This window comes from Rossellomorea vietnamensis (assembly GCF_001305855.1).
Classification (GTDB): domain Bacteria; phylum Bacillota; class Bacilli; order Bacillales; family Bacillaceae_B; genus Rossellomorea; species Rossellomorea vietnamensis_A.
In genome coordinates this window covers 460,642-482,535 of sequence record NZ_LIXZ01000001.1, presented here as the reverse complement: position 1 = coordinate 482,535, position 21,894 = coordinate 460,642, and the positions used below count along the sequence as shown (strand labels likewise).

Sequence of the window (21,894 nt, the reverse complement as noted above, 5' to 3'; positions counted from 1 at the left end):
TATAATATAATAAATTATCAAAAAATTAAAACAGTGAATAACACTTATTATAAAGGATGTGAGGGGATGGAAGCACTTCTTTCTTCGAAAAAAGTGAGTGATTTTCGCTATGGCCTGCAGGGGGGCATCAGCATTGCCATTGGGTATATGCCTGTCGCCCTGACGTTTGGACTGTTGGCACGGACTACGGGGCTTACGGTGACGGAGACAATTCTGATGAGCATGCTTGTCTTTGCAGGTGCCGCTCAATACATATCACTGAGTTTGATTGCGGTTGGAACCGGGGTCATCGAGATCATTTTTACCACGTTCATCGTTAACATCCGTCACTTTCTCATGTCTGCGTCGCTAAGCGAGAAGCTTGAGGAAGACCGTTTGTTTAAGAAACTTTTCTATGCGTTCGGCATCACGGATGAAACCTTTTCGGTCATCAGTATCAAAGAGGGGAAAGTACGGACGGGGTTTGCCTTTGGGGTCATCCTCATTTCATATGGAAGCTGGGTCGTGAACTCCGGCGTGGGATATTTTATCGGAGAAATTCTCCCGGAATTCCTTCAAGCCAGCATGACGATTGCTCTTTATGCCATGTTTGTCGGTCTTCTCGTTCCTTCCATGAAAAAAAGCGTCAAGGTCACGTTTTTGGCGGTTGTGGCAGGTGCCCTGAATAGTATCCTGCTGTTCACCACAAATCTTTCGAACGGTTGGTCGATCGTAACAGCCACGCTTGTTTCGGCTGTTATCGTGGAGGTAGTGGACATGATGAGAAGAGGGGGAAGTGCTGATGAATAGTGCAATTGTGTGGATGATCCTCGGGATGGCAATTGTCACCTACATCCCCAGGATGCTTCCCTTCCTCGTGTTCAAAGGGAAAGAGCTTCCTCCATTTCTCCAAGGGATTTTGCGAAATGTCCCATTTGCCGTATTGGGTGCGTTGATCTTTCCAAGCATCCTGTTAATCCAGGAAGGGAATGTCCTGTTTGGAGTGGTTGGGACGGTAGCTGCCTTTGCCATCGCGTTTTTGGGTGCCAATGTGATCCTTGTGGTGATTGGGGCGATTTCAGTTTTGTCACTGTATTCCGTTTTCTTAATGTAGGAGTTTATTGGTCACGATCTAAAATCGTGGCTTTTTTTATTGAGGATGATTTTTGGGTTTTTTAGAATGGCAGATAAATTTCACAAATGACAAATTTTTCTTCTTCCGGCAGATATAATGAATATATGGCAGATGAAAGATTTTCCATGCACGAACGGCGCCATTTCACTCACCGTCCGTGTTTAGGTTCTAAAACTTTGGACAGGGTATTACATATAGTAGTGAAGACGAGAAGGGAGGAAACATGTTGGCTAGAAAATGGGCGCTCAGGTCGATACTTGCTTATTTGCTATTAGGCTTATTCTTATATGTGTACTTATTTTTCCTGGCGGATTCCACTTTACCTGAAATGTATAAGGGAAGCAGTGCGGACCCGGCCACCTTTATGAATAATAAAGAAATCATGTTAAGTGAGGACTTTTCAAAGATCAAGAATCTTTTGTTCTTCTTATCGACTCCGTATGAATGGATATTCTATTTCTTGATCCTGATTTTCGGTGTATCACGTGTGTTTGAAAAATGGGCGAGGGGAACGGTGAAGAACGGCTTCCTTCAAACGGCCATTTTCTTATTCTGGTTATCGATCTCTTCTTTTGTGGCCATTTTCCCCTTGCAGTATATTTCATATAAAATTTCAAAAAGCTACAATATTTCCACTCAGACGTTTTCCATGTGGATGAAAGACGAAATCACGGATTTCTGGGTAAATTATCTTTTGATGTTCATCATCGTCTCGGTCCTGTATGCCCTTATGAAGCGCTTCAAACAGCGCTGGTGGCTTGCGGCCTGGGCTTTGTCGGTGCCATTTACGATTTTCATGATGTTCGTACAGCCTGTCCTGATAGATCCCCTCTATAATGACTTCTATCCATTGAAGGATAAAGCGTTGGAGGAACAGATCCTATCCCTTGCAGACAGGGCGAAGATCCCTGCAGATCACGTATTTGAAGTCGATATGTCTGAGAAGACCAATTCCCTTAATGCCTATGTCACCGGAGTGGGATCCAATTCCAGGATCGTCTTATGGGACACAACCCTTGAAAAGCTGACAGACAAGGAAATTCTTTTCGTCATGGCCCACGAAATGGCCCATTACGTGGAAAAGCATATCTACATCGGAATCGGGATCTATCTCGTTCTGTCCTTCTTCGGACTATTCCTGACAGCTAAGCTGATGAGGGGGCTCGTGGCAAACCATAGTGATGATTTGAAAGTATCGAGCGTATCGAGCCTTAGCTCACTTCCTTTATTCTTAATGATAACGTCCATGCTTTTGTTTACAATCAGTCCACTCAGTAACTGGATCTCCCGGTATCAGGAAACGAGGGCAGACCGCTATGCCATCGAAATGACCGGTGACAAGGAAGCGGCCATTTCGTCCTTCCAGAAGTTATCAAAAGTAGGCTTATCACAAGTGAACCCGCCGCTTTTGGTGAAGATCTTCCGGTACGGACATCCGACGATGCTTGAGCGCTTGTCGATGCTTGAAGAGTATGAAGCGGAGAAGAAAGAAGAGTAATGAGAAAAGGCCGAGTCAAAAATTGACTTGGCTTTTTAATTTTTGAATGAACGGGGAAAGGATCAACCAGCTAAAAACTTGAGAACAGAAAAATTAAGTGAATTAATTACTCTAAATTATAACTTTTATGGTAAAATAAGTAATATTTAATAAAGTTTGATTATTAAAATTGGATGGAGAGGCGGAAGAGGATGGAAGTACTCATAAACCAAAAACTGTTGCTTTTTTTTAGCAAGGTTGCTTTTACTATGTTGGTGTTACTGGGATTGCCATTTTGGAGTTATCTTGAAACGGGCCGCCCAATGATGGAATGGTCATTGATCATCGGGATATTGATCACGTTGATCCTCATTTATGCGTACGGAGGTGGTTATCGGTATCAAAGGATCCAACACATGCTAAAAGGGAAGCAGAAGAGATTTTATCACTCGATTTCATTTTGGACAGCCTTAATTTATACTGTAGTGGTATTTTATTTAACGATAAATGCTTACGGGAACATTTTTTATTGAACTCTTGAAGTGACATAAAAGGGAAAAGGCCTAGTCTGCCTTTTCCCTTTTGCTGATGACCAGATTCTTCGCTTTTTCCGTCATATAGGCGAAGATGACATCTTTGTGATGCAGGTTGGAGTTGGTTAGTTGAGTTTCCAGCCATTCCTTCGATTTTCCCAGGAGTTTCAAATTCCTTGCTTGGATCTTACCGTCCACTATGACTGAAATCGGAAGACCTTCGTCGTCGATTTTTAACTTGAGGTGTTCCACGGTAACCGGAGTATTTTCTACCTTGGGAATGATGCTCACTTCACCGATGGGCTCGAGCATCGCATAGTCCACATCGGAAATCTTGGGGTATCCTTGAGATCTGAGGATGGACGTTAATTGAATGAGTGAGATTTTTGATTTTTCAAGGTTATCTTCTAATATTTCCCCGTTTTTTATTAACAATGTCGGCTCTCCCAGGAAGAACCGGTTTCCCCATTGACTTAACGTAAGGAATGAGAATAGTACATGGAGCCCGACAAGAAAGATGAGGGCTGTGATGGTCGGCCAGAATTTTGTTGAAATGAGTGGCTCGGAGGCGATGGTACCTACGATGATGATGGCCACCAGGTCATATGGAGTCATCTGTACAATCGTAGACTTACCCATCAGCCTCATAGCAGCTATGGTGATCAAGTAGAGGACCAGTACTTTTATCAATAGGATCATGATGATTCGCTCCATCGTATATAGATTAGCTATTAGGGTTTGCAAATGGAGAAAAAGTCATGCATGGAGGTACCAAAGGCCCGTCCAATAAAATGGGAATGGCTGACTCAGATGGAGTCAGCCATTTAGTATGATTATCCGTAACTAACATTCAATTCATTTAATTCTTTTGATAATTTCATAAACAATATTTTATCCTTTGTATCCAGGGCGGCATCAATATCAGTTAAGAGCTTAGATCTTTGTGTCATTAGAATGCTTTCATGCAGTACCATATCGATATAGATTTCCATTACGCTTCTTTCTGTTGCTTTCTTCCGGGTCATGGCAGCGGCTTTCATCATTTCTGTATAGGACTTTTTGCTTTCCATATACCTCACCCCTGAATTCTTTTTATTAGTATATGGGGAAAGAGGTGAAAATTCAACCAAAAAAATTAAATATTCTGATAATTTTTTATTCATAAATCAGTAGAAGAGGATAAATATCAGAATTTTTAAAAATAAGAGAGACAACCGTCGAAATTTGTGGTATTATTTTGGTGAAAAATGTAAATGGAGGCGATGGAATGAGAGAAAAATCTCGAATTATAGAAGAATATGAAGTGAATCCCCATACGATGATCCTTCAGCCTATGGAATATGGCGCCAGGACATTCACGAAAATAATAGAGGTGGATGACGTATTGATTTCTCCGTTCAAACCTTTTGAAATCCTGAAGAAAAGTTGTGAGTTCTTTGGCTGTTCTTATGAAGGCAGGAAAGAAGGAACGAAAAAACTTACGGGTATCATCTACAAAGCCCCCATTATGGTCAACCCTGATATGTCCATGTATCTATTTCCGACATCTTCTCCAGTGAAGCAGGAATGTGCCTGGATCTCCCACTCCCATGTCCGGGGATATGAACGAATGACGAATGGATCAACACGGATCTTCCTTCAAAACAATGAATCCTGTACGGTTCCCATTTCTTACAGTTCTTTTGAAAATCAAATGCTCCGCACCTCGGATTTACGCATTGCCTATACACAACGAATCGCCGAAATGGAAAGTAAATATAATACGAAAGTCCAGACTGAAATGAATAATGTAAAGACGTTCTATTTGAATCGACATATACACAAAACCGATGCGTGAGCAGAGTATCACGCTTCTTTTGTTGTATCTGTCTTTGTTTCCGTGAAACGGCGGAATAAATAATGTCTCATTAAATCCTCCACCCGGTTCCGAAGGCGTGGATTGAAGTAATTATGATGTTCTTCATATCCCTTATACAAAAACATATACATCGTAAAAGCATCATCGGATTGAATGCGTTCCACCTTCATCTTATTCGTCCTCATATATTTTTTAACATGGGCGAGTTCCCCCTGAATGACCTTCATCGTCTCCTCGATCATCTCTAGATAAGGTCTCTTTAACTTAAAAGGGCTGCTGTCTACGACTTGCAGATCGCGATTCAATATCGTCAGCACCATGGGCAGATAGATTGCCTGCTCCAAAATATTCCGATCGGTCTCCGGTATCCTTGTCATATGAAAAGACTCCTTTTCACTTTGGTTTAGAACGTATGTTCGTATATAATATTTTACGTTGATTTCAATTTACTTTCAATAGGGAAAATTGTAGAAGTTGAATTTGTTTCTATTATGAAGGGGATCACACGTTTTTATCCGTGAAGGGATTCGCATTTTCAGTGTCGAAAATATAAAGGGTACAGAATGAAAGGAAGGTGCAGTAGCATGAAGAATAGCATGACCATAAAAGACCTTTACGAATTGAAGGCTGTATCGGATCCAAGACTCTCACCGGGTGGAGAAGAAGCTGTATTTGTTCAAACGGTGATGAGTAAAGAAAAAGATGAATATTTCTCAACCTTACATAGTATCGGCCTAAAAGAAAAATCCATTCGTCAATGGACGTTTGGGGAACAGAGAATTTCGTCACCAAGATGGTCACCTGATGGTAGGAGGATTGCATTCATCTCCAATCGGTCCGGTGTCAATCAGCTTTATCTCATCAGTAGGGATGGAGGAGAAGCAGAGCGAGTCACGGACTGTCCGACAGCGGTCTCGAATCCTGTGTGGTCTCCATGCGGTGAAAAGATTGCCTTATCCATTCGCTTAGAGAAAGGCGGAACGTTCGATCATAAAGAAGAAAAAGAGGAAAAACCAAAGCCCTTTGTTACGACAAGCATGAAATATAAAAGTGATGACCGCGGCTTCCATGATGATTCATTTTCACAGATAGCATGTGTGAATTTAGAAACGAAGGAAATGAAAAGGCTCACGGATGATGAGCATGACTACACGCTTCATTCCTGGTCCCCGGACGGAAAGTACCTTGCCGTGTCGACTGACATGAGAGAAGACAGGGACTTTTCATTCCAGTCCGATTTATATCTTTTTCACCTTGAAACTGGAGAATTGAAACAAGTGAACGGGGAGCCGGGGTACTACGGAGAAGCAAGCTGGTCCCCGGATGGCATGCGCCTCGCCTATATAGGCCATAATCGTGAATTTGAAAACGCCACTCATAATAAGATATGGATTCACGAACCTGCGACCGGACACTCCATTTGCCTGACTGAAGGAATGGATGTTCCGGTAGGGGATTATCTTAACAGCGACAGTATCCAGGGCTCGTCGCAGACGGGGATACAATGGTCAAAGGACAATGAAAGTTTTTATTTTCTGGCATCAGATTCGGGAAATACAGTCCTCTATTATGCTCACATCGATGGTGCCATTTATCCAGCGCTCTTACAGGAAAAGCAGCACGTCTACGGATTCGACCTCGATTCGGACCGCCAAACCATCCTTCTGGCCATGAGCACACCGACAGAGCCTGGCGAATTGTATACGCTCCATGTCCCGACCGGGGAACTGACCACCATCACCCGTTTAAACGGGGACCTGCTTGCCGCGAGGGAACTGGCCTCTCCGGAATCGTTCATGTACAGCGGGGCAAAAGATTGGCCGGTACAAGGCTGGATCATGAAACCTGCGGGATTTGAGGAAGGGAAGAAGTATCCCCTTATCGTCGAAATTCATGGTGGTCCGCACACGATGTACGGAAACACATTCTTTCATGAGTTCCAGGTGCTGACAAACTGTGGCTATGCTGTCTTATACGTCAATCCCCGGGGAAGTCACGGCTATGGTCAGGAGTTCGTCGATGCCGTAAGGGGTGATTATGGCGGCGGGGATTACGAAGATATCATGAAAGCAGTGGAATATGCATTAAAGGAATATCCGTTCATCGACGAATCCCGCCTTGGCGTAACCGGTGGAAGCTATGGAGGCTTCATGACCAACTGGATCATCGGTCACAGCGACAGATTCAAAGCGGCGGCGACCCAACGCTCGATCAGTAACTGGATCAGCTTTTATGGAGTGAGCGACATCGGCTACTATTTCTCCGAGTGGCAGATCCAAAGCGACCTTAGGGACGTTGAAACTCTGTGGAATCACTCTCCCCTCGCCTACGTGAAGGATATGAACACTCCTCTATTGATCCTTCACAGTGAAAAGGATTACCGTTGTCCGATCGAGCAGGCCGAGCAGTTATTCATCGCATTGAAACGTGAGAAAAAAGCGGCGAAGTTCGTCCGTTTCCCGGAGTCCAACCATAATCTTTCCCGGACAGGAAAGCCCTCCATGCGGGAAGCAAGGTTACAGGAAATCGTGGATTGGTTCGGGGAGCATTTATAGAAAAGATGGAGAACTGCCATTCCGGTGTGGATGGCAGTTCTTTTTGTTGAAGGGAATAGGGGAGTTGATAATATATTGTTGAATGCCGATAATAAAATGAAGAAGTTGATAGAATAATGCCCAAAGTCGATAATAGGTGGATAGATGTCGATAATAAAGGATGACCTATGAGGTTTACGATCCCCTGGTTTAGGAAAACGTGTATTAATAAAAACGACGCGTGAAATTGCAATATGGAAATCCTGTTCCGGTGTGATATGATGAGAGAGTAAGTAGTGAATGCGAAGTTCATGGTCGTTTAAGGGGAAACATATCATATGAATATCAATAAGATAAAAGATTGGTTTACGCTTGAAAATATGATGGATTTGATTCAGCAATATCGTTCATTTGGACCGATTCCCGGAATCCTCCTTCCATTGTTGGAGGCATTTCTTCCGTTCCTGCCCCTGGTGGTGTTTGTAACGGCCAATGCGAATGCTTTCGGTTTATGGTGGGGCTTTTTGTTCTCGTGGATCGGTGCTACGCTTGGTGCACTGATTGTCTTTCTATTGGTAAGAAGATACGGGGAGGCACGGGTCTTTCGCTTCTTAAGAAAGAATAAGCAGGTGAAACGGTTGACGAAATGGGTAGACCGGCATGGGTTTGGACCACTGTTCATCCTTTTGTGTTTCCCATTTACTCCGTCGGCGGTTGTGAATGTAGTGGCAGGATTATCCTCCATCAGCATCGCTCAATATATGCTTGCGGTGGTTACGGGGAAAATGGTGATGATATTCACCATAAGTTTTATTGGATATGATATTATATCATTAGTTAAACAACCAATTCGTACAGTCATCGTCGTGGCCATTATTTTCGTGTTATGGTTTGTTGGAAAACGAATTGAGATACATCTGAATAAGAAAATGGAATTAGACCAACGAATTGAACGGAAAAAGCAGGAGGAATCAAATTGAGAGAAGAGGTAAAAAGAGAAGGACTTGAATGGATCAAAGCCTTGGGAATTGGATTAATCATATTCATCATCATTCGGACCTTTCTCTTCTCCAACTATGTGGTGGAAGGCGAATCCATGATGCCTACACTGCAGGATGGAAATAAACTTGTTGTCAATAAAATTGGCTATCATATAGGAGAATTGGACCGCTTTGATGTAGTGGTGTTTCATGCAAATGAAAAAGAAGATTATGTGAAGAGGATCATTGGTTTGCCTGGTGATAAAATCGTGTACAAAGATGACAAACTTTACGTGAATGGGGAGTATTATCCAGAACCCTATTTAAAAAAATTCAAGCAGGAATACATCGGGAGTAAGCTGACGGGTGACTTTACCCTTCAGGAAATCACCGGTGAAAAAATCGTTCCTAAAGGTAAGATATTCGTCCTCGGGGATAATCGCCGGGGAAGTATGGATAGCCGCTATTTCGGATTTGTCGACCGTGAGCAGATTGTCGGGAAAGTGGACCTTCGCTATTGGCCGATTAATGAATGGGATGTGCAATTTAGAAAATAGAGAGACAGAGAAGACGACTTGTAAGGGGTCGCCTTCTTTTTTTTTTGACAATTATGTACTAGTTATCCTCCATTGCCCAATATAATTATGATAGAATAGTAAGAAAATTCGTTCGTTTTGAGGGTGGTTATGTGACAACAGAAATTCCAATCATTGAAACCAAGTTTGTGCCGCCTGTTGTCAAGGATTCATATATTAGGCGTCCAAGCTTAATGAAAAAAATGAGAACGGTTACAGACTATAAATTAGTGATCGTCCATTCGGGGGCAGGCTATGGGAAAAGTACGGCCATCAGCCAATTCTTACAGGATGTGAAACCAGATTATTGCTGGTACTCCATTACGCAGACCGATGATGGCCTGATCCCTTTTGTCACAAATATCGTATATGGAATCCAAAAGCGGATTCCAGATTTTGGCCAAGAACTAAGAGAGACGCTCCGGTCCATGGGGCAATATATGAAGGAAGATGATATCCACCGGTTAAGTGCTTTGTTTATTAACGAATGCATGAAAATCCCCCACTCCTTCATCATGATTGTAGATGACTATCATCTTGTGGATCATTCCTTTCTCATCAACCAGTGGATGGAGAAGGTCATCGAGCATTTACCCGGAAATATTCATTTCTTTCTTTCTACACGCACCAAACCTGCCTGGTCCTCATTTATACAGCTTAAGATATCCGGTCAACTGATGGAGATATCAGAAAGTGATTTGTGCCTCAAGAAAGAAGAGGCGGAATTACTCCTGACGGGATTTCACGAAACCATCATCCCTGAATCCCAGCTCGACGCCATTTATAATTTGACCGAAGGTTGGGTCATCGCAGTCAGTATGATCCATTCACAGCTTAAGGAAAATCCGGATATTCTTATGGTGGAAAAGCAGCATTCCTCCCTTGAAGAACTCTTTCATTACTTGGCTCAGGAAGTACTCTCCAAGCAAACACCAATCGTGCAACAGTTCCTAAAGCAGATTTCGATTCTGGATGAAATCAACGGAAGTACGTGCGAAGTGATCTTTGAACTGCCGGGATCCGAACAAATGCTGAAGCAGCTGTCCGAAAAGAATGCTCTACTCCAGGAAATGAAAGGTTCTCATCATTTCCGACTGCATGCCTTGTTCCAAACGTTTTTAGAACGAAAATTGAAAGAGGAAAGCCCAGGTCTCTATAAGGAACTTCAATTGAAGTGCGCCCGATTCTTTGAAGGGAACGGGAATTGGGAGAAAGCCATCTTTCACTATTTGAAAATGGGAAATATCGAGGCAGTGTCCACGATCCTGGTCAAAGAAGCTGAAGGGATGATGAAGGGTGGGCAGCTCGAAACTCTGGGGGATTATTTAAGCGGGATACCCGATCACGTAAAGGATCAATATCATTCCCTGTGGTTTTATCAAGGAGAATTTTTTCGCTATCGTTCATTTTATGAAAAAGCAGAAAAAGCTTACACGAGGGGAGTACAGCTGTCAGAAAATGATCCGATTATGTTGAGTAAAGCATATGAAGGAATCGGACGGATCTATCTAGATACAATTCAGCCGGGTAAAGCGCAGCGGTTTTTACTTAAGGCCATTGAATGCCTTGAAGCCGGGGAGCAAAAATATTTGGAAGAAAAGAATCACCTGTACGTATTGACAGCCGAAAACCTTGTAAACTCTGGAAAGGCGATACAGGCAAAGCTATGGTATGACAAAGGAAAAAGGAACGGATTCATGAAAGAAGAAGGCAACCTCGAGGCAAGGATGCTGCTCAGGACAGGAAATCTTCAAGAAGCCAAGCAGGTCCTGCTCTACAAGGAAGGGGAAGATCAGCTTCCTCAATCCCACCGTGAGAAAGAATTGCTATTGTCTCTCATTCAATCGTTTATGGGGAACGGGACCGAAGCCAAATCATTGGCACAGCATGGAATCAGTCAGGGAATCAAAGGGAAATCTCCATTTGTTGAAGCCTGCGGGTGGATCAGGTTGGGACATGCGGTTCAGCTGATCAGCGACTATGACACATCCCTGGCGAAAAACTGCTATGAAACATCCCTTGAATTAATGAGTCAGATCAACGTCTCCAGGGGAAAGGCAGAACCGTATATGGGATTGTCCATTCTTTATGCCCGGTTAGGTGAGTTTCAAAGAGCGAAGGAGCTGGCCGAAGAAGCGCTGCATGAAACGGAAAAGGTAGAGGACATGTGGCTGTATTCCCTTATCCTGCTCAGTATTGGGATCACGGACTTCTACCGTGAAGAATGGGGAGAAGCAAGAACAAGCTTTGAACGGGCGGAGAGACAATTGGATTCCTGTGGTGACCGTTACGGTAAAATGATGACAAAGCTGTGGAAAAGCGCAGTCGCTTATAAAAACGATGATACCGCCTTGTTCATGGAAAGCATGTCCTCCTGTTTGAATGAAGTGCAGACAGGAGAATATGAATTTATCTTTTTTAAGCCAACGACATTCGGGCCGAAAGATTTGCAAAGCCTGGTTCCATTAATCGTAAAAGCTCATCAGGAAGGAATTCATGCTCCGTACTGTCATCAACTGCTAACAAGATTGGGGTATGATTCGATCCCCTCTCATCCGGGTTACTCAATAAAGGTTCAAACTCTTGGCCGCTTTGAAATCCAGTTAGGGGATCAAAGGGTCATTGAGAAGCAGTGGCAAAGGGAGAAGGCAAAGGAATTATTTCAATATCTGCTGATCCATGGGACCCAATTAAAGAGGAAGGAAGAAATCATCGAAGAGCTGTGGCCCGAGGGGAGCGGTTCCGACCGTGATTTCAAAGTGGCACTCAATGCCTTGAACAATGTATTGGAGCCCAATCGACAAGCAAGGGGAAAAGCTTTCTTTATCGGAAGGCACCAGGAAGGCTACGGACTGAATCCATCGGCGAATATCGAGTACGATGCCGAACAATTTACGGGTTGGATCATGGAAGGGTTGAAGGAGAATGATGTGGAAAAGTCCGTTCAATATCTTGAAAGGGGACTGCACTATTACAAGGGTGAGTTCCTGTCCGACCGGAAAGGCATGTGGTGGACCGAGAAGGAAAGGGAAAGACTGCAGCACCTGTACTTAAGGGGATTGGAAAAGCGTGCACAACTCGCTGTCAGGACGGAACAGATAGACGAAGCCATCGACTACTGTCTTGAAATCATTGAACACGATCCACTTTGGGAGGAAGCTTACAGAATCCTCATGTACGGCTATTATCAAAAAAATAACCGTCCACAGGCCGTTAAATGGTTCAGGCGCTGCAAATCCACTCTTGAGTCTGAACTCGGTGTCGAACCGATGACGGCGACCATCCAAATGTATGAAATGGTGATGGGGATCGACAGTGGCGGAAAAGCACTTTAGATAGGAGAAGGATCCGGTCGGTTTGACACGGATCCTTTTTGGCATGGGGTGGCAGTGTTCATCCTGTCTGCCTTGTATCCCCGGATGCCTTTTCCATCCCCTTCAAAAAGGCATCCACAAATTCCTTGTCCCACTGTGTCCCTTTTCCTTCCTGCAGGATGGAGAATGCCTTCGCATAAGGCATCCCTTTACGATAAGGACGGTCAGACGTCATGGCGTCAAATGCATCTGCGACAGCGATCAACCGTCCGAATACGGGTATTTCGTCTCCTTTTAATCGATCGGGATACCCGTAACCATCCATACGCTCGTGATGGTGCTTAATCCCGGGTAAGATAGGCAGGAGTTCTTCCGTCAATTGAACCCCTCTAACAATTTCTTCACCGATCACAGGGTGACGCTTGATCTGATCAAACTCTTCATCTGTCAATTTCCCTTCTTTTAAAAGCACATCATCGCGAATCCCTATCTTTCCGATGTCATGAAGGAGGGCCGACTTATTGAGTAAATCGATGTCTTCTAAAGACCATTCACACTGTCTGGCAATCATAACGGAATATTCCGCCACACGCTTACTATGACCGGCAGTATAAGGGTCACGGGCATCCAATGTACCTGCCACCACTGCGAAAAACTGGTCGAGGAGCTGCAGGTTTTTCTGATCCCGGAGATTGATGGCTTCCACCATATGGTTAAATCCCGAAAAGAGGTGGGCGAACTCGTCCGTATACGTATTTATAGCAGGTGCAACATGACCCTGTTCCACCTTTTCAAAACGATTGACCAATTCCTTTACGGGCCCTTCGATGCTTTTGAAAATAAGGATCGCCCCATAGAAGGCGAGTACCGTGATAATGAGGATCAAGGCACCAGCCCACCTCCAGTAGTCTACTAGAAGAGCAGAGTCCGTGATGGATAAGCGAATCTGAGAGGCAAGTGAAAACAGCAGAATCGGAAACAGGGCAAGAAATAACGAAGCAGCCAGGATTTTTTGTTTAAGACTGATAAATAGAGTGGACTGATTGGAGGGATCAACTCCATACCTTTCCATCGCTTTCCGGATCAGATCTCCCTGGAGATTGTGACAAGCTTTGAAGGTTAAGAAAAATTCAATCAACGCATGAAGGATCGCCACTAAAAAAGCACCACACCAGGCGTAAAGAATGTACGAGTATGGAATGGAAAGAGAGCCTCCCCGGATGAAGACGACTGTCAGCAAGGTTGACGGTACAGCAAGTCCCAGAAAATGGGGAAACATGATCCGTTTAACCGTTAACAGGGGGAACCTTTCTGTTTGTTGATAGGCGGTTAGGAGAAGCTCCAATCTGATGGATGGATCCTTCTTAATGTAAACCTCTTTAATTGGACGAATATGCTTCTGGTATACGAGAAATTCAAAACCGAACATCGTGACAATCGAAAGGAAGATGATGCTTACCATGGCGATGAATTCTTCTTCCTTAAGGGATAGGGTTTGGAAAATGAACACTGACCCGACACCGAACACGGCTATGAAACTGCCTAAAAGATAATTTTTGATGATGGTACTCTGAAAATGATGAAATATCTCCAAGGATGAATCCTCCAATTCCACTAACATTTAGTAGATTCATTATATAGGAAAATGGGAGTGGGGAACACGGTAGTTTTTAAAGATTTGTTTGAGAGAGGGGCACTTTGTTGAATCCTTTTTTTTATATATTGGCGGAATCATGTCGAGAGAGGCTGTTTTTTTAGATGCATCCATCTGGAATTCAGGAGTAGCCGGGGGAGTCCGGGCGTAACCGATAAGGATAAGGGTGGTTTTCAAGGTAATTCTGGCGGAATGGATAAGGATCCGGTCGTTATCCAGGGTAAACCAGCCGAAATGTCGCAGAAACCAGCCGATTATCAGAATAATCCGGCCGAAACAGTCGAGAATTCAGCCGTTCTCGAGGATAATCCAGCCAATTCCTCAATAAATCCAGCCTTTTACCTTTTTTATCTAATCTCATCTCATCTCATAGCATGAGCAAGCACAAACCTGGAGCCAAACACCCAAACATCCTGTAACTCATTTGTAACTCCCCTCCCCTAAGATGAAATCAAAGCTATTATCGCTTTAGTTCAATCTTAAGGGGGAAAAAGAATGAAACGATCATTTAGATGGACGGCTTTCATCCTGATGTTGTCATGCCTGTTGGTTTCTGCAAGCGCCTGCAGTTCGGAAAGCAGCAGTGGATCAGGGGACGGAAAAGGGAAGGAAAAGGAGACGGTGAAAATCGGGGTACTTGCTTCCCTTACCGGGGCGCTGGAGTCATACGGTAAGCAGACGAAGCAGGGATTTGAATTGGGTCTTGAGTATGCGACGGATGGAAAGATGGAAGTGGCAGGAAAGAAGATAGAAGTAGTCTATGAAGATACAGAAACAAAGCCGGAGGTAGCGGTTCAGAAAGCGACGAAATTATTAGAAGAGGATGAAGTCGATTTCCTGGTGGGATCTTCAAGCTCAGGTGACACCCTGGCCGTGCTCCCTCTTGCAGAGGAATACGAAAAAATCATGCTTGTCGAACCTGCAGTGGCAGACAGTATTACAGGATCAGAGTTTAATCCGTATATCTTCCGGACAGCACGTAACTCTTCACAGGATGCTATTGCAGGTGCTGCGGCAATCGCAAAGGATGGAGTGAAGATTGCCACTCTGGCACCGGATTACTCTTTTGGACGCGACGGGGTGGCAGCCTTTAAGGAGGCAGCCGAAAAGCTCGGAGCCGACATAGTCCTTGAAGAATATGCCGACCCGGCAGCGACGGATTTCACCTCCAACATCCAGAAGGTCATCGATAGTAAACCGGAATATCTTTTTGTCATCTGGGCAGGAGCCAATTCTCCTTGGAATCAGATAGCGGATATGAAGCTTCAGGAAAAAGGGATCAAAATATCCACGGGTGCACCTGATATTGCCGCCCTTTCCGCTATGGAACCCCTTGTCGGGATGGAAGGATTCAGTGTGTATTACCATGAGCTGCCTGACAATGAGATCAATGACTGGCTAGTGGAAGAGCATCAGAAGAAATATGACGAAGTACCGGATCTCTTTACTCCTGGCGGGATGAGCTCGGCGATTTCCATTGTCGAGGCGATCAAGAAAACGGAAGGTGATCTGGATGCCGATACACTTATCGACACAATGGAAGGCATGAGCTTTGAGACGCCAAAAGGGACGATGACGTTCCGTGAAGAAGATCATCAGGCTCTACAAACACTGTACGCCATTAAGCTTGAAAAGAAGGAAGGAGTTCCATATCCTGTACCGGTATTGATCAGGGAACTTTCTCCTGAAGAAACCGCGCCGCCAATCCGTAACTAAACTGAACATAAACGAATTAATGGGGGTGACTGGCATGGTGTTATGGCACTTTGTTTACAGTCAGCCCCTTTCATAAAAAATCCAAGCGGGGTGAAAAAACGTTGAGTATTTTAGAAACCAAGAACTTGAGTATCGCATTCGGAGGGCATACAGCCGTGGACAATGTGACATTTTCTGTACCGGATAAGGAATTCAAATCGATCATAGGACCGAATGGTGCTGGGAAAACGACACTCTTCAATCTATTAAGCGGCCAATTAAAGCCATCGAGTGGAGATGTATATCTAAAAGGACAGAAAATCACCAGGCTGTCCCCGACAAAACGTGCCCGTCTCGGCATCGGCCGTTCCTTTCAAATGACGAATGTGTTTCCGAACTTAACGGTGTTGGAGAATGTGAGATTGGCCGTACAGTCCAAACAGGGAATTCGGTATGTGGTGCACAGGAATATTAACGCATTCAGCGACGTGATGAGCGAAGCCCATGAATTACTGAAACTCGTCATGCTTTCAAATAAAGCCGACTCCCTTGCCGTAAATCTTGCACATGGGGAAAAAAGAAAGCTTGAAATTGCCATGCTCCTTGCACTGGATACGGAAATCTTATTATTGGATGAACCGACGGCAGGGATGTCCCTGGAGGAAGTACCGCAGATTCTGGAAGTGATTCGTGCCATTAAATCTCAAGGAACCAAAACGATTGTCCTCATAGAGCACAAAATGGATATGATCATGGATTTATCAGACAGCATCATGGTGTTATTCAATGGGCGATTGCTTGCTGATGATCATCCTAAGGAAATCATGAAAAATGAGCAGGTGCAATCGGCATATTTAGGGGGGCTATATGATGAGCACACTGCTTAAAGTAGATCATATTGAAACGTATATCGGGCAGTACCATATCCTCCAAGGAGTTTCGTTTGAAGTGAAAAAGGGTGAAGTAACGGTGCTTCTAGGACGAAACGGTGCGGGGAAAACGACCAGTCTCAGGAGCATCATGGGACTGACTCCGCCATCTAAAGGAAAAGTCATCTATAAAGGCGAAGAAATCCAGGGGCTTCCAACCTTTAAAGTGGCGGGTAGAGGCATCGGTTATGTACCGGAGGATCAAGGGATATTCGGAGACCTGACTGTAGAAGAAAATATGAAGGTGGCAATGAAAGCCCAGGACCGGGAGACGGAGGATCGCGTGAATTGGATCATCGATCTGTTTCCTGATTTAAAGAAGTTCTGGAGGAAGGCCGGAGGGAACTTAAGCGGCGGGCAGAAGCAGATGCTTTCCATTGCAAGGGCGTATTTGAATAATAATGACCTCATCTTGATCGATGAACCGAGTAAGGGGCTTGCTCCGATCGTCGTCGAGAAAGTCATGCGTTCCATTGAAGAAATGAAGGAAAGGACGACAATCCTACTTGTGGAACAGAATTTTTTGATGGCGAGTCAGATTGGGGACCGTTTTTATATTATCGACGATGGAACCACTGTTCACCATGGACAGATGAAGTCATTGGTGAAAGATGAAGAAATGAAAAGGAAATACTTAGGAATCGCGTGAGGAGTGAATGGAATGGACCTCATCATTACCCTGGCACTGAATGGATTGGCGACAGGGATGCTGATCTTTTTGCTGGCAGCAGGATTGACACTAATATTCGGATTGATGGATGTATTGAATTTTGCTCACGGCGGATTATTCGCCTGGGGTGCCTATAGCGGGGTTTGGGTATACACCGTGACAGGGAGTTTTGTGATCGGCATCATCGGAGCAATTGTGACGGGATTGGTATTAGGTTTTGTGACGGAAAAATTCATCATACAGCCTGTGTATGGAAACCATGTGCAACAAATCCTCATTACTCTGGGCTTCATGCTCGTCCTGACAGAATTATTGAAAGTGGTTTGGGGGCCGAATCAGCTATCGGCCACAGCGCCTGACTATTTAGCGGGAAGCTTTTCAATCGGGGATATCATTGTCATTAAATACCGTGTCTTCATCATCCTCATTGGTCTCTTCATTTTCACGATTGTTCAGCTGATTTTGAATAAAACAAGAATCGGTTTGATTGTCCGGGCTGGGGTCATGAATAAAGAAATGGTGGAAGCGTTTGGAATCAATATTAAGAGGGTGTTTATGTATGTGTTCATGGTCGGGTCAGCGTTAGCTGCCCTGGGCGGGATTCTCCTCGCACCCTATTCAGGTGTCATATATGCGGAAATGGGGATGGAATTCGCGATCCTCGCCTTCATCGTCGTGGTGATCGGGGGAATGGGGAGCTTTCCGGGTTCATTATTCGCAGCCATTTTAGTTGGATTGTCCGGCTCGTTCATGACCTATTATGTTCCGGAACTATCCCTCGCCGTCAATATGATCTTAATGGCTCTCGTACTCATATTCCGACCACAGGGGTTATTTACAGTAAAGGGGTGAGGAAGTGAAGATTCTCAAAGACAGATCGAACACATTTTTAGGGTTGGCTTTAATCATCTTGATCGTTTACCCATTTTTTAACGATTCGAGAAGCATGATGATTCTTCTGACGCAGATATTCATCTTTGGCATTTTCGCCATGAGTTATGATCTCCTGCTTGGATATACAGGGATCGTCTCCTTTGGCCACGCCATGTTCTTCGGGATCGGCGCGTATTCTACAGGGATCTTCCTCGACCGGATGGAGCCGACCATGTTTTGGCTTGTGGTCTCAATCCTGGTCGCGTCCGTCATTGCAGGGATCGTCAGCTATATCGTTGGACTCTTGACGTTACGCCTTAAGAGTCATTTCTATGCCATGCTGACCCTGGCCTTCGCAGGTTTGTTCCTCGTCGGTGCGGAAAAGTGGAGAAGCCTGACTTTCGGGAATGATGGATTTACGTTCCGGACACCGGATTTATTGAAGGACCGTCTTGTCTTTTACTTCGTTTGTCTCGGTGTCATGGTCATCATTTTTCTATTATTAAAAAGGTTTACCCACTCTCCGGCGGGCTCCGTTCTCCAGGCGATCCGTGAAAATGAGCAGAGAGCGGAATCGATCGGGTTCCAGGTTCTTCATTACAAGATTTTAGCCAGTGTGATAGCCGGGGTGACAGCGGGCTTTGCGGGTTCTTTGTACGGCTTGTCCTTACGCTTCGTGAATACGAGTGTATTTACAATGGATGTGACCCTTAATGCATTATTGATGACGATCATCGGCGGGGTAGGGACTCTGATCGGACCGATTGTCGGTGCAGGGTTAATTGAATTTGCCCATCACTATCTGACTGAACTCGCCAGAACGTATCCGATCTTTGAACGATGGATCATTTTCTTCGGTATCCTTTATATCCTGGCCGTGATGTTCTTCCCGGCCGGCATTGTGGGATCATTCAAGAAATTCAAGAAGAGAAAATGGACAAAAGAAGAGGACAGAGAAGAGAAAAACATCGCAAGCTAAAAGGGAGGATCTTCATGAAAGTCGGTATGCTCAGTACAGGGGTATATTTACCCTCATCCACTATGACGGGTAAAGAAATCGCAGAAAAAGCAGGACTTCCAATAGAGGTTGTAGAAAGCAAAATGGGGATCAAAAGGAAAACGGTTCCAAATCCTGAAGACCATACATGTGCCATGGGGATTCAGGCGGCAAGAGAAGCCATTTCAAAGGCCGCCATCGATCCCAAGGATATCGATGTAGTCATCTATATTGGGGAAGAGCATAAAGAATATCCCCTCTGGACCGCAGGCATCAAGCTTCAGGAAGAAATCGGTGCGTATCACGCCTGGGCATTCGATGTTGCACTGAGATGCGGAACCACCATCATGGCCATGAAACTTGCAAAAAGCTTACTGGAAACGGATCCTGCCATTAGAACGGTTCTTATGGCAGGAGGCTATCGCAACAGCGATTTCATAGATTATGAGAATAGCAGGACTCGCTTTATGTTCAACCTGTCAGCAGGAGGCGGGGCGATGATTCTACAAAAAAACCTGAAGAAAAACCAGGTAATGGAAACATCCATCATCACCGACGGCTCGTTTTCAGAAGACGTCATTGTGCCGGTCGGAGGAACGAAGGAGCCTTTGACAGGGGAGTCCATACACCGTTATAAGCTCGATGTAACCGATCCTGATGGAATGAAGAAGAGACTGGAACAAAAGTCCATGGGTCACTTCTTAAAGGTGGTGCGGGAATCCGTTTATAAAAGTGGCTACGAAGAGAAGGATATATCTTATGTTGCGATGCTGCACATGAAAAGGTCGGCCCACCGCTATGTACTAAAGGAATTGGGGCTCACGGAAGAGCAATCCATCTACCTCGAGGAATACGGGCATATCGGGCAATTCGATCAAATCTTATCACTACAATTGGCGGAAGAGAGAGGCAAGCTGAAGGATGGCGATGTGGTCGTCCTCGTCAGTGCAGGTATCGGATACGCATGGGGGGCAACCACCATCGTCTGGGGGAATTCATAAAAGGGGGATCAACAGTATGACAAAAGTTCAATTGAAGAAAGCATTGCTCGGAAATGGAGAAACGCTCGCTTATCGGGAGAGAAGCGGGGGGCATATTCCCCTCGTTCTCGTTCATGGGAATATGACGTCATCCAAACATTGGGATATCGTCCTCGAAAATATGGATGAGCGCTATAAGATGTATGCGGTCGATATGAGAGGATTTGGAGAATCCAGCTATTATCGGGAGATTAAGAGTATCAAAGATTTGTCTGACGATCTTAAGGATTGGGTGGATGGTCTTGGACTTAAGGAGTTTTCCATTATGGGATGGTCCACAGGAGGGGCGGTCGCCATGCAATACGTTATTGATTATCCCGATGATTGCAAGAATCTGATATTACTCGCTTCCGCATCTACCAGGGGTTATCCATTTATGGGGACGAAAGAAGATGGCACAACTGATCTTGGGAAACGACTTCGTACGATTGATGAAGTGAAACTGGATAAGGGAAAGACCATTCCGGTACAAGCGGCCTATGACAGGAATGACCGGGAGTTCCTCCGTAACCTCTGGAATGCCCTGATCTATTCCCATACCCAGCCTGACGTAAGATGCTATGAAGAATATATCGATGACATGAGAACCCAGCGGAATCTCGCTCATATTTATCATGCGCTCAATACGTTCAATATAAGTGATGTACACAATGGTCTCGTTGATGGAAGTGGTAAGGCAGGCACGATCTCCATCCCTGTCCTAGTCCTCCGGGGAGAGCGGGATTATGTCATCACAAAAGAAATGACAGAGGAGATCATCGAGGATATAGGAGAAAACGCTGTATTTGTCGAATTAAAGAATAGTGGGCATTCACCGCTCATAGATGATTTGGATCAATTGCTCGACACGATCCATTCGTTTTTGCAAACGAAGGAGGAAATGGCATGAGGCTTCTCGGGAAAGTCGCATTAATCACGGGTGCAGCCAACGGAATCGGATACGCTGCATCAGAAACATTTGTAAAAGAAGGATGTCATGTGGCCCTTGTGGACTTCAATCAGGAAAGAGGGGAAGAAAAAGCACGCCAGCTGAACGACCTTGATAAAGGGAAAGCCGTCTTCTTTCAAGGAGATGTAGCCGATCGCTCTTCGGTGGATTCATTTGTGCAGGGAGTAAAAGAACAGTTCGGCAAGATCGATATTTTAATCAACAACGCGGGGATCACGAGGGACGGCATGGTTCATAAGCTTTCGTCCGAAGATTTTCAGAAGGTGCTGGATGTCAATTTAACGGGTGTATTCAACTGTACCCAGGCGGTCCTGCCACATCTGATCGAAAATGGCAAAGGGAAAATCATCAATACCTCGTCTGTCAGCGGGGTTTACGGAAATGTCGGTCAGACCAACTATGCTGCAACGAAGGCAGCGGTCGTTGGGATGACGAAAACATGGGCAAAGGAATTAGGCCGCAAAGGGATCAACGTCAATGCAGTCGCACCGGGCTTTACCGAGACGAACATGGTGGCGGCTGTGCCGGAAAAAGTCATCGATCAAATGAAAGCGATGATTCCACTTGGCAGACTAGGAAAGCCGGAAGATATCGCAAAGGCCTATTTGTACCTCGCATCGGACGACAGTGACTATGTCAATGGCACCGTCCTCCATGTTGATGGCGGAATCATGATGTAGTCAGACACGAAAGGGAAGTGAC

The 21,894-nt window shown here is 44.8% G+C and carries 21 protein-coding genes; 17 read left to right on the top strand and 4 right to left on the bottom strand.

Annotation, left to right across the window (positions count from 1 at the left end; all coding sequences use genetic code 11):
* Positions 1-66: 66 nt before the first annotated feature.
* The 4 genes from AM506_RS02380 (at position 67) to AM506_RS02365 (ending at position 3,124) form a co-directional block, all read left to right on the top strand.
* On the top strand, positions 67-789 hold the full coding sequence (locus tag AM506_RS02380; protein WP_060670419.1) for an AzlC family ABC transporter permease: 723 nt from the start codon (positions 67-69) through the stop codon (positions 787-789).
* Positions 782-1,093: an AzlD domain-containing protein gene (locus tag AM506_RS02375; protein ID WP_060670417.1), complete on the top strand. Its 312-nt coding sequence runs from the start codon at positions 782-784 to the stop codon at positions 1,091-1,093. Before AM506_RS02380 ends, AM506_RS02375 begins: the two co-directional genes overlap by 8 nt.
* Positions 1,094-1,340: 247 nt before the next feature.
* Positions 1,341-2,612 carry a M48 family metallopeptidase gene (locus tag AM506_RS02370; RefSeq protein ID WP_060670415.1) on the top strand — a complete coding sequence of 424 codons (1,272 nt, stop codon included), beginning with the start codon at positions 1,341-1,343 and terminating at the stop codon, positions 2,610-2,612.
* Between the two features lie 248 nt (positions 2,613-2,860).
* On the top strand, positions 2,861-3,124 hold the full coding sequence (locus AM506_RS02365; RefSeq protein WP_060670413.1) for a hypothetical protein: 264 nt from the start codon (positions 2,861-2,863) through the stop codon (positions 3,122-3,124).
* Positions 3,125-3,154: 30 nt separating this feature from the next.
* Here AM506_RS02365 and AM506_RS02360 read toward each other — a convergent pair whose 3' ends face one another.
* Complete coding sequence (locus AM506_RS02360; protein WP_060670411.1) at positions 3,155-3,823, bottom strand: DUF421 domain-containing protein; 669 nt, start codon at positions 3,821-3,823, stop codon at positions 3,155-3,157.
* Positions 3,824-3,957: 134 nt separating this feature from the next.
* Positions 3,958-4,194, bottom strand: a complete 237-nt coding sequence (locus tag AM506_RS02355; RefSeq protein WP_060670409.1) for an IDEAL domain-containing protein — start codon at positions 4,192-4,194, stop codon at positions 3,958-3,960.
* 197 nt (positions 4,195-4,391) lie between these two features.
* Here AM506_RS02355 and AM506_RS02350 point away from each other — a divergent pair, with 197 nt between their 5' ends.
* On the top strand, positions 4,392-4,961 hold the full coding sequence (locus AM506_RS02350; protein WP_060670407.1) for a competence protein ComK: 570 nt from the start codon (positions 4,392-4,394) through the stop codon (positions 4,959-4,961).
* Positions 4,962-4,969: 8 nt separating this feature from the next.
* On the opposite strand, the gene AM506_RS02345 is transcribed toward AM506_RS02350, so the two are convergent.
* Positions 4,970-5,359 (bottom strand): hypothetical protein, encoded by a 390-nt coding sequence (locus tag AM506_RS02345; RefSeq protein WP_034763359.1) that lies wholly within the window; start codon positions 5,357-5,359, stop codon positions 4,970-4,972.
* Positions 5,360-5,566: 207 nt separating this feature from the next.
* Between AM506_RS02345 and AM506_RS02340 the strand changes: the two genes are divergently transcribed.
* From AM506_RS02340 to AM506_RS02325, 4 genes are all read left to right on the top strand, one after another.
* Entirely contained in the window at positions 5,567-7,537 is a 1,971-nt protein-coding gene (locus AM506_RS02340; protein ID WP_235576022.1) for an alpha/beta hydrolase family protein, read from the top strand.
* Positions 7,538-7,854: 317 nt separating this feature from the next.
* Positions 7,855-8,496 carry a TVP38/TMEM64 family protein gene (locus AM506_RS02335; RefSeq protein ID WP_060670403.1) on the top strand — a complete coding sequence of 214 codons (642 nt, stop codon included), beginning with the start codon at positions 7,855-7,857 and terminating at the stop codon, positions 8,494-8,496.
* A complete protein-coding gene (lepB, locus tag AM506_RS02330) occupies positions 8,493-9,053 on the top strand; it encodes a signal peptidase I (RefSeq protein ID WP_060670401.1) in 561 nt (186 codons plus the stop codon). Before AM506_RS02335 ends, lepB begins: the two co-directional genes overlap by 4 nt.
* A 131-nt stretch (positions 9,054-9,184) precedes the next feature.
* Positions 9,185-12,406: a BTAD domain-containing putative transcriptional regulator gene (locus AM506_RS02325; protein WP_060670399.1), complete on the top strand. Its 3,222-nt coding sequence runs from the start codon at positions 9,185-9,187 to the stop codon at positions 12,404-12,406.
* A 58-nt stretch (positions 12,407-12,464) separates the two neighbouring features.
* On the opposite strand, the gene AM506_RS02320 is transcribed toward AM506_RS02325, so the two are convergent.
* Entirely contained in the window at positions 12,465-13,979 is a 1,515-nt protein-coding gene (locus tag AM506_RS02320; protein ID WP_235576021.1) for an HD-GYP domain-containing protein, read from the bottom strand.
* A gap of 555 nt (positions 13,980-14,534) precedes the next feature.
* Between AM506_RS02320 and AM506_RS02310 the strand changes: the two genes are divergently transcribed.
* The 8 genes from AM506_RS02310 (at position 14,535) to fabG (ending at position 21,872) form a co-directional block, all read left to right on the top strand.
* Positions 14,535-15,755 carry a substrate-binding domain-containing protein gene (locus AM506_RS02310; RefSeq protein WP_060670393.1) on the top strand — a complete coding sequence of 407 codons (1,221 nt, stop codon included), beginning with the start codon at positions 14,535-14,537 and terminating at the stop codon, positions 15,753-15,755.
* A 101-nt stretch (positions 15,756-15,856) separates the two neighbouring features.
* On the top strand, positions 15,857-16,621 hold the full coding sequence (locus tag AM506_RS02305) for an ABC transporter ATP-binding protein (RefSeq protein ID WP_060670695.1): 765 nt from the start codon (positions 15,857-15,859) through the stop codon (positions 16,619-16,621).
* Positions 16,605-17,312: an ABC transporter ATP-binding protein gene (locus AM506_RS02300; protein WP_060670391.1), complete on the top strand. Its 708-nt coding sequence runs from the start codon at positions 16,605-16,607 to the stop codon at positions 17,310-17,312. The genes AM506_RS02305 and AM506_RS02300 overlap by 17 nt, the downstream gene beginning before the upstream one ends.
* Positions 17,313-17,324: 12 nt before the next feature.
* Complete coding sequence (locus AM506_RS02295; RefSeq protein ID WP_060670389.1) at positions 17,325-18,185, top strand: branched-chain amino acid ABC transporter permease; 861 nt, start codon at positions 17,325-17,327, stop codon at positions 18,183-18,185.
* A gap of 4 nt (positions 18,186-18,189) precedes the next feature.
* Positions 18,190-19,185, top strand: a complete 996-nt coding sequence (locus AM506_RS02290; RefSeq protein WP_060670387.1) for a branched-chain amino acid ABC transporter permease — start codon at positions 18,190-18,192, stop codon at positions 19,183-19,185.
* Positions 19,186-19,199: 14 nt separating this feature from the next.
* Positions 19,200-20,204, top strand: a complete 1,005-nt coding sequence (locus AM506_RS02285) for a 3-oxoacyl-ACP synthase (RefSeq protein WP_060670384.1) — start codon at positions 19,200-19,202, stop codon at positions 20,202-20,204.
* Between the two features lie 16 nt (positions 20,205-20,220).
* Positions 20,221-21,132, top strand: coding sequence for an intracellular short-chain-length polyhydroxyalkanoate depolymerase (gene phaZ / locus AM506_RS02280; RefSeq protein ID WP_060670378.1), 912 nt, complete (start codon positions 20,221-20,223; stop codon positions 21,130-21,132).
* Positions 21,129-21,872: a 3-oxoacyl-ACP reductase FabG gene (fabG, locus tag AM506_RS02275; RefSeq protein WP_060670376.1), complete on the top strand. Its 744-nt coding sequence runs from the start codon at positions 21,129-21,131 to the stop codon at positions 21,870-21,872. The genes phaZ and fabG overlap by 4 nt, the downstream gene beginning before the upstream one ends.
* Positions 21,873-21,894 lie beyond the last annotated feature (22 nt).

What these genes read in the sequence shown, in the direction of transcription:
- AM506_RS02340 (WP_235576022.1), top strand. Translation starts at nt 5,567, where the DNA reads ATGAAGAATAGCATGACCATAAAAGACCTTTACGAATTGAAGGCTGTA.
- AM506_RS02365 (WP_060670413.1), top strand. Translation starts at nt 2,861, where the DNA reads ATGTTGGTGTTACTGGGATTGCCATTTTGGAGTTATCTTGAAACGGGC.
- AM506_RS02360 (WP_060670411.1), bottom strand. Translation starts at nt 3,823, where the DNA reads ATGATCCTATTGATAAAAGTACTGGTCCTCTACTTGATCACCATAGCT.
- fabG (WP_060670376.1), top strand. Translation starts at nt 21,129, where the DNA reads ATGAGGCTTCTCGGGAAAGTCGCATTAATCACGGGTGCAGCCAACGGA.
- AM506_RS02375 (WP_060670417.1), top strand. Translation starts at nt 782, where the DNA reads ATGAATAGTGCAATTGTGTGGATGATCCTCGGGATGGCAATTGTCACC.
- AM506_RS02310 (WP_060670393.1), top strand. Translation starts at nt 14,535, where the DNA reads ATGAAACGATCATTTAGATGGACGGCTTTCATCCTGATGTTGTCATGC.
- phaZ (WP_060670378.1), top strand. Translation starts at nt 20,221, where the DNA reads ATGACAAAAGTTCAATTGAAGAAAGCATTGCTCGGAAATGGAGAAACG.
- AM506_RS02345 (WP_034763359.1), bottom strand. Translation starts at nt 5,359, where the DNA reads ATGACAAGGATACCGGAGACCGATCGGAATATTTTGGAGCAGGCAATC.
- AM506_RS02300 (WP_060670391.1), top strand. Translation starts at nt 16,605, where the DNA reads ATGAGCACACTGCTTAAAGTAGATCATATTGAAACGTATATCGGGCAG.
- AM506_RS02295 (WP_060670389.1), top strand. Translation starts at nt 17,325, where the DNA reads ATGGACCTCATCATTACCCTGGCACTGAATGGATTGGCGACAGGGATG.
- AM506_RS02355 (WP_060670409.1), bottom strand. Translation starts at nt 4,194, where the DNA reads ATGGAAAGCAAAAAGTCCTATACAGAAATGATGAAAGCCGCTGCCATG.
- AM506_RS02350 (WP_060670407.1), top strand. Translation starts at nt 4,392, where the DNA reads ATGAGAGAAAAATCTCGAATTATAGAAGAATATGAAGTGAATCCCCAT.
- AM506_RS02335 (WP_060670403.1), top strand. Translation starts at nt 7,855, where the DNA reads ATGAATATCAATAAGATAAAAGATTGGTTTACGCTTGAAAATATGATG.
- AM506_RS02285 (WP_060670384.1), top strand. Translation starts at nt 19,200, where the DNA reads ATGAAAGTCGGTATGCTCAGTACAGGGGTATATTTACCCTCATCCACT.
- AM506_RS02380 (WP_060670419.1), top strand. Translation starts at nt 67, where the DNA reads ATGGAAGCACTTCTTTCTTCGAAAAAAGTGAGTGATTTTCGCTATGGC.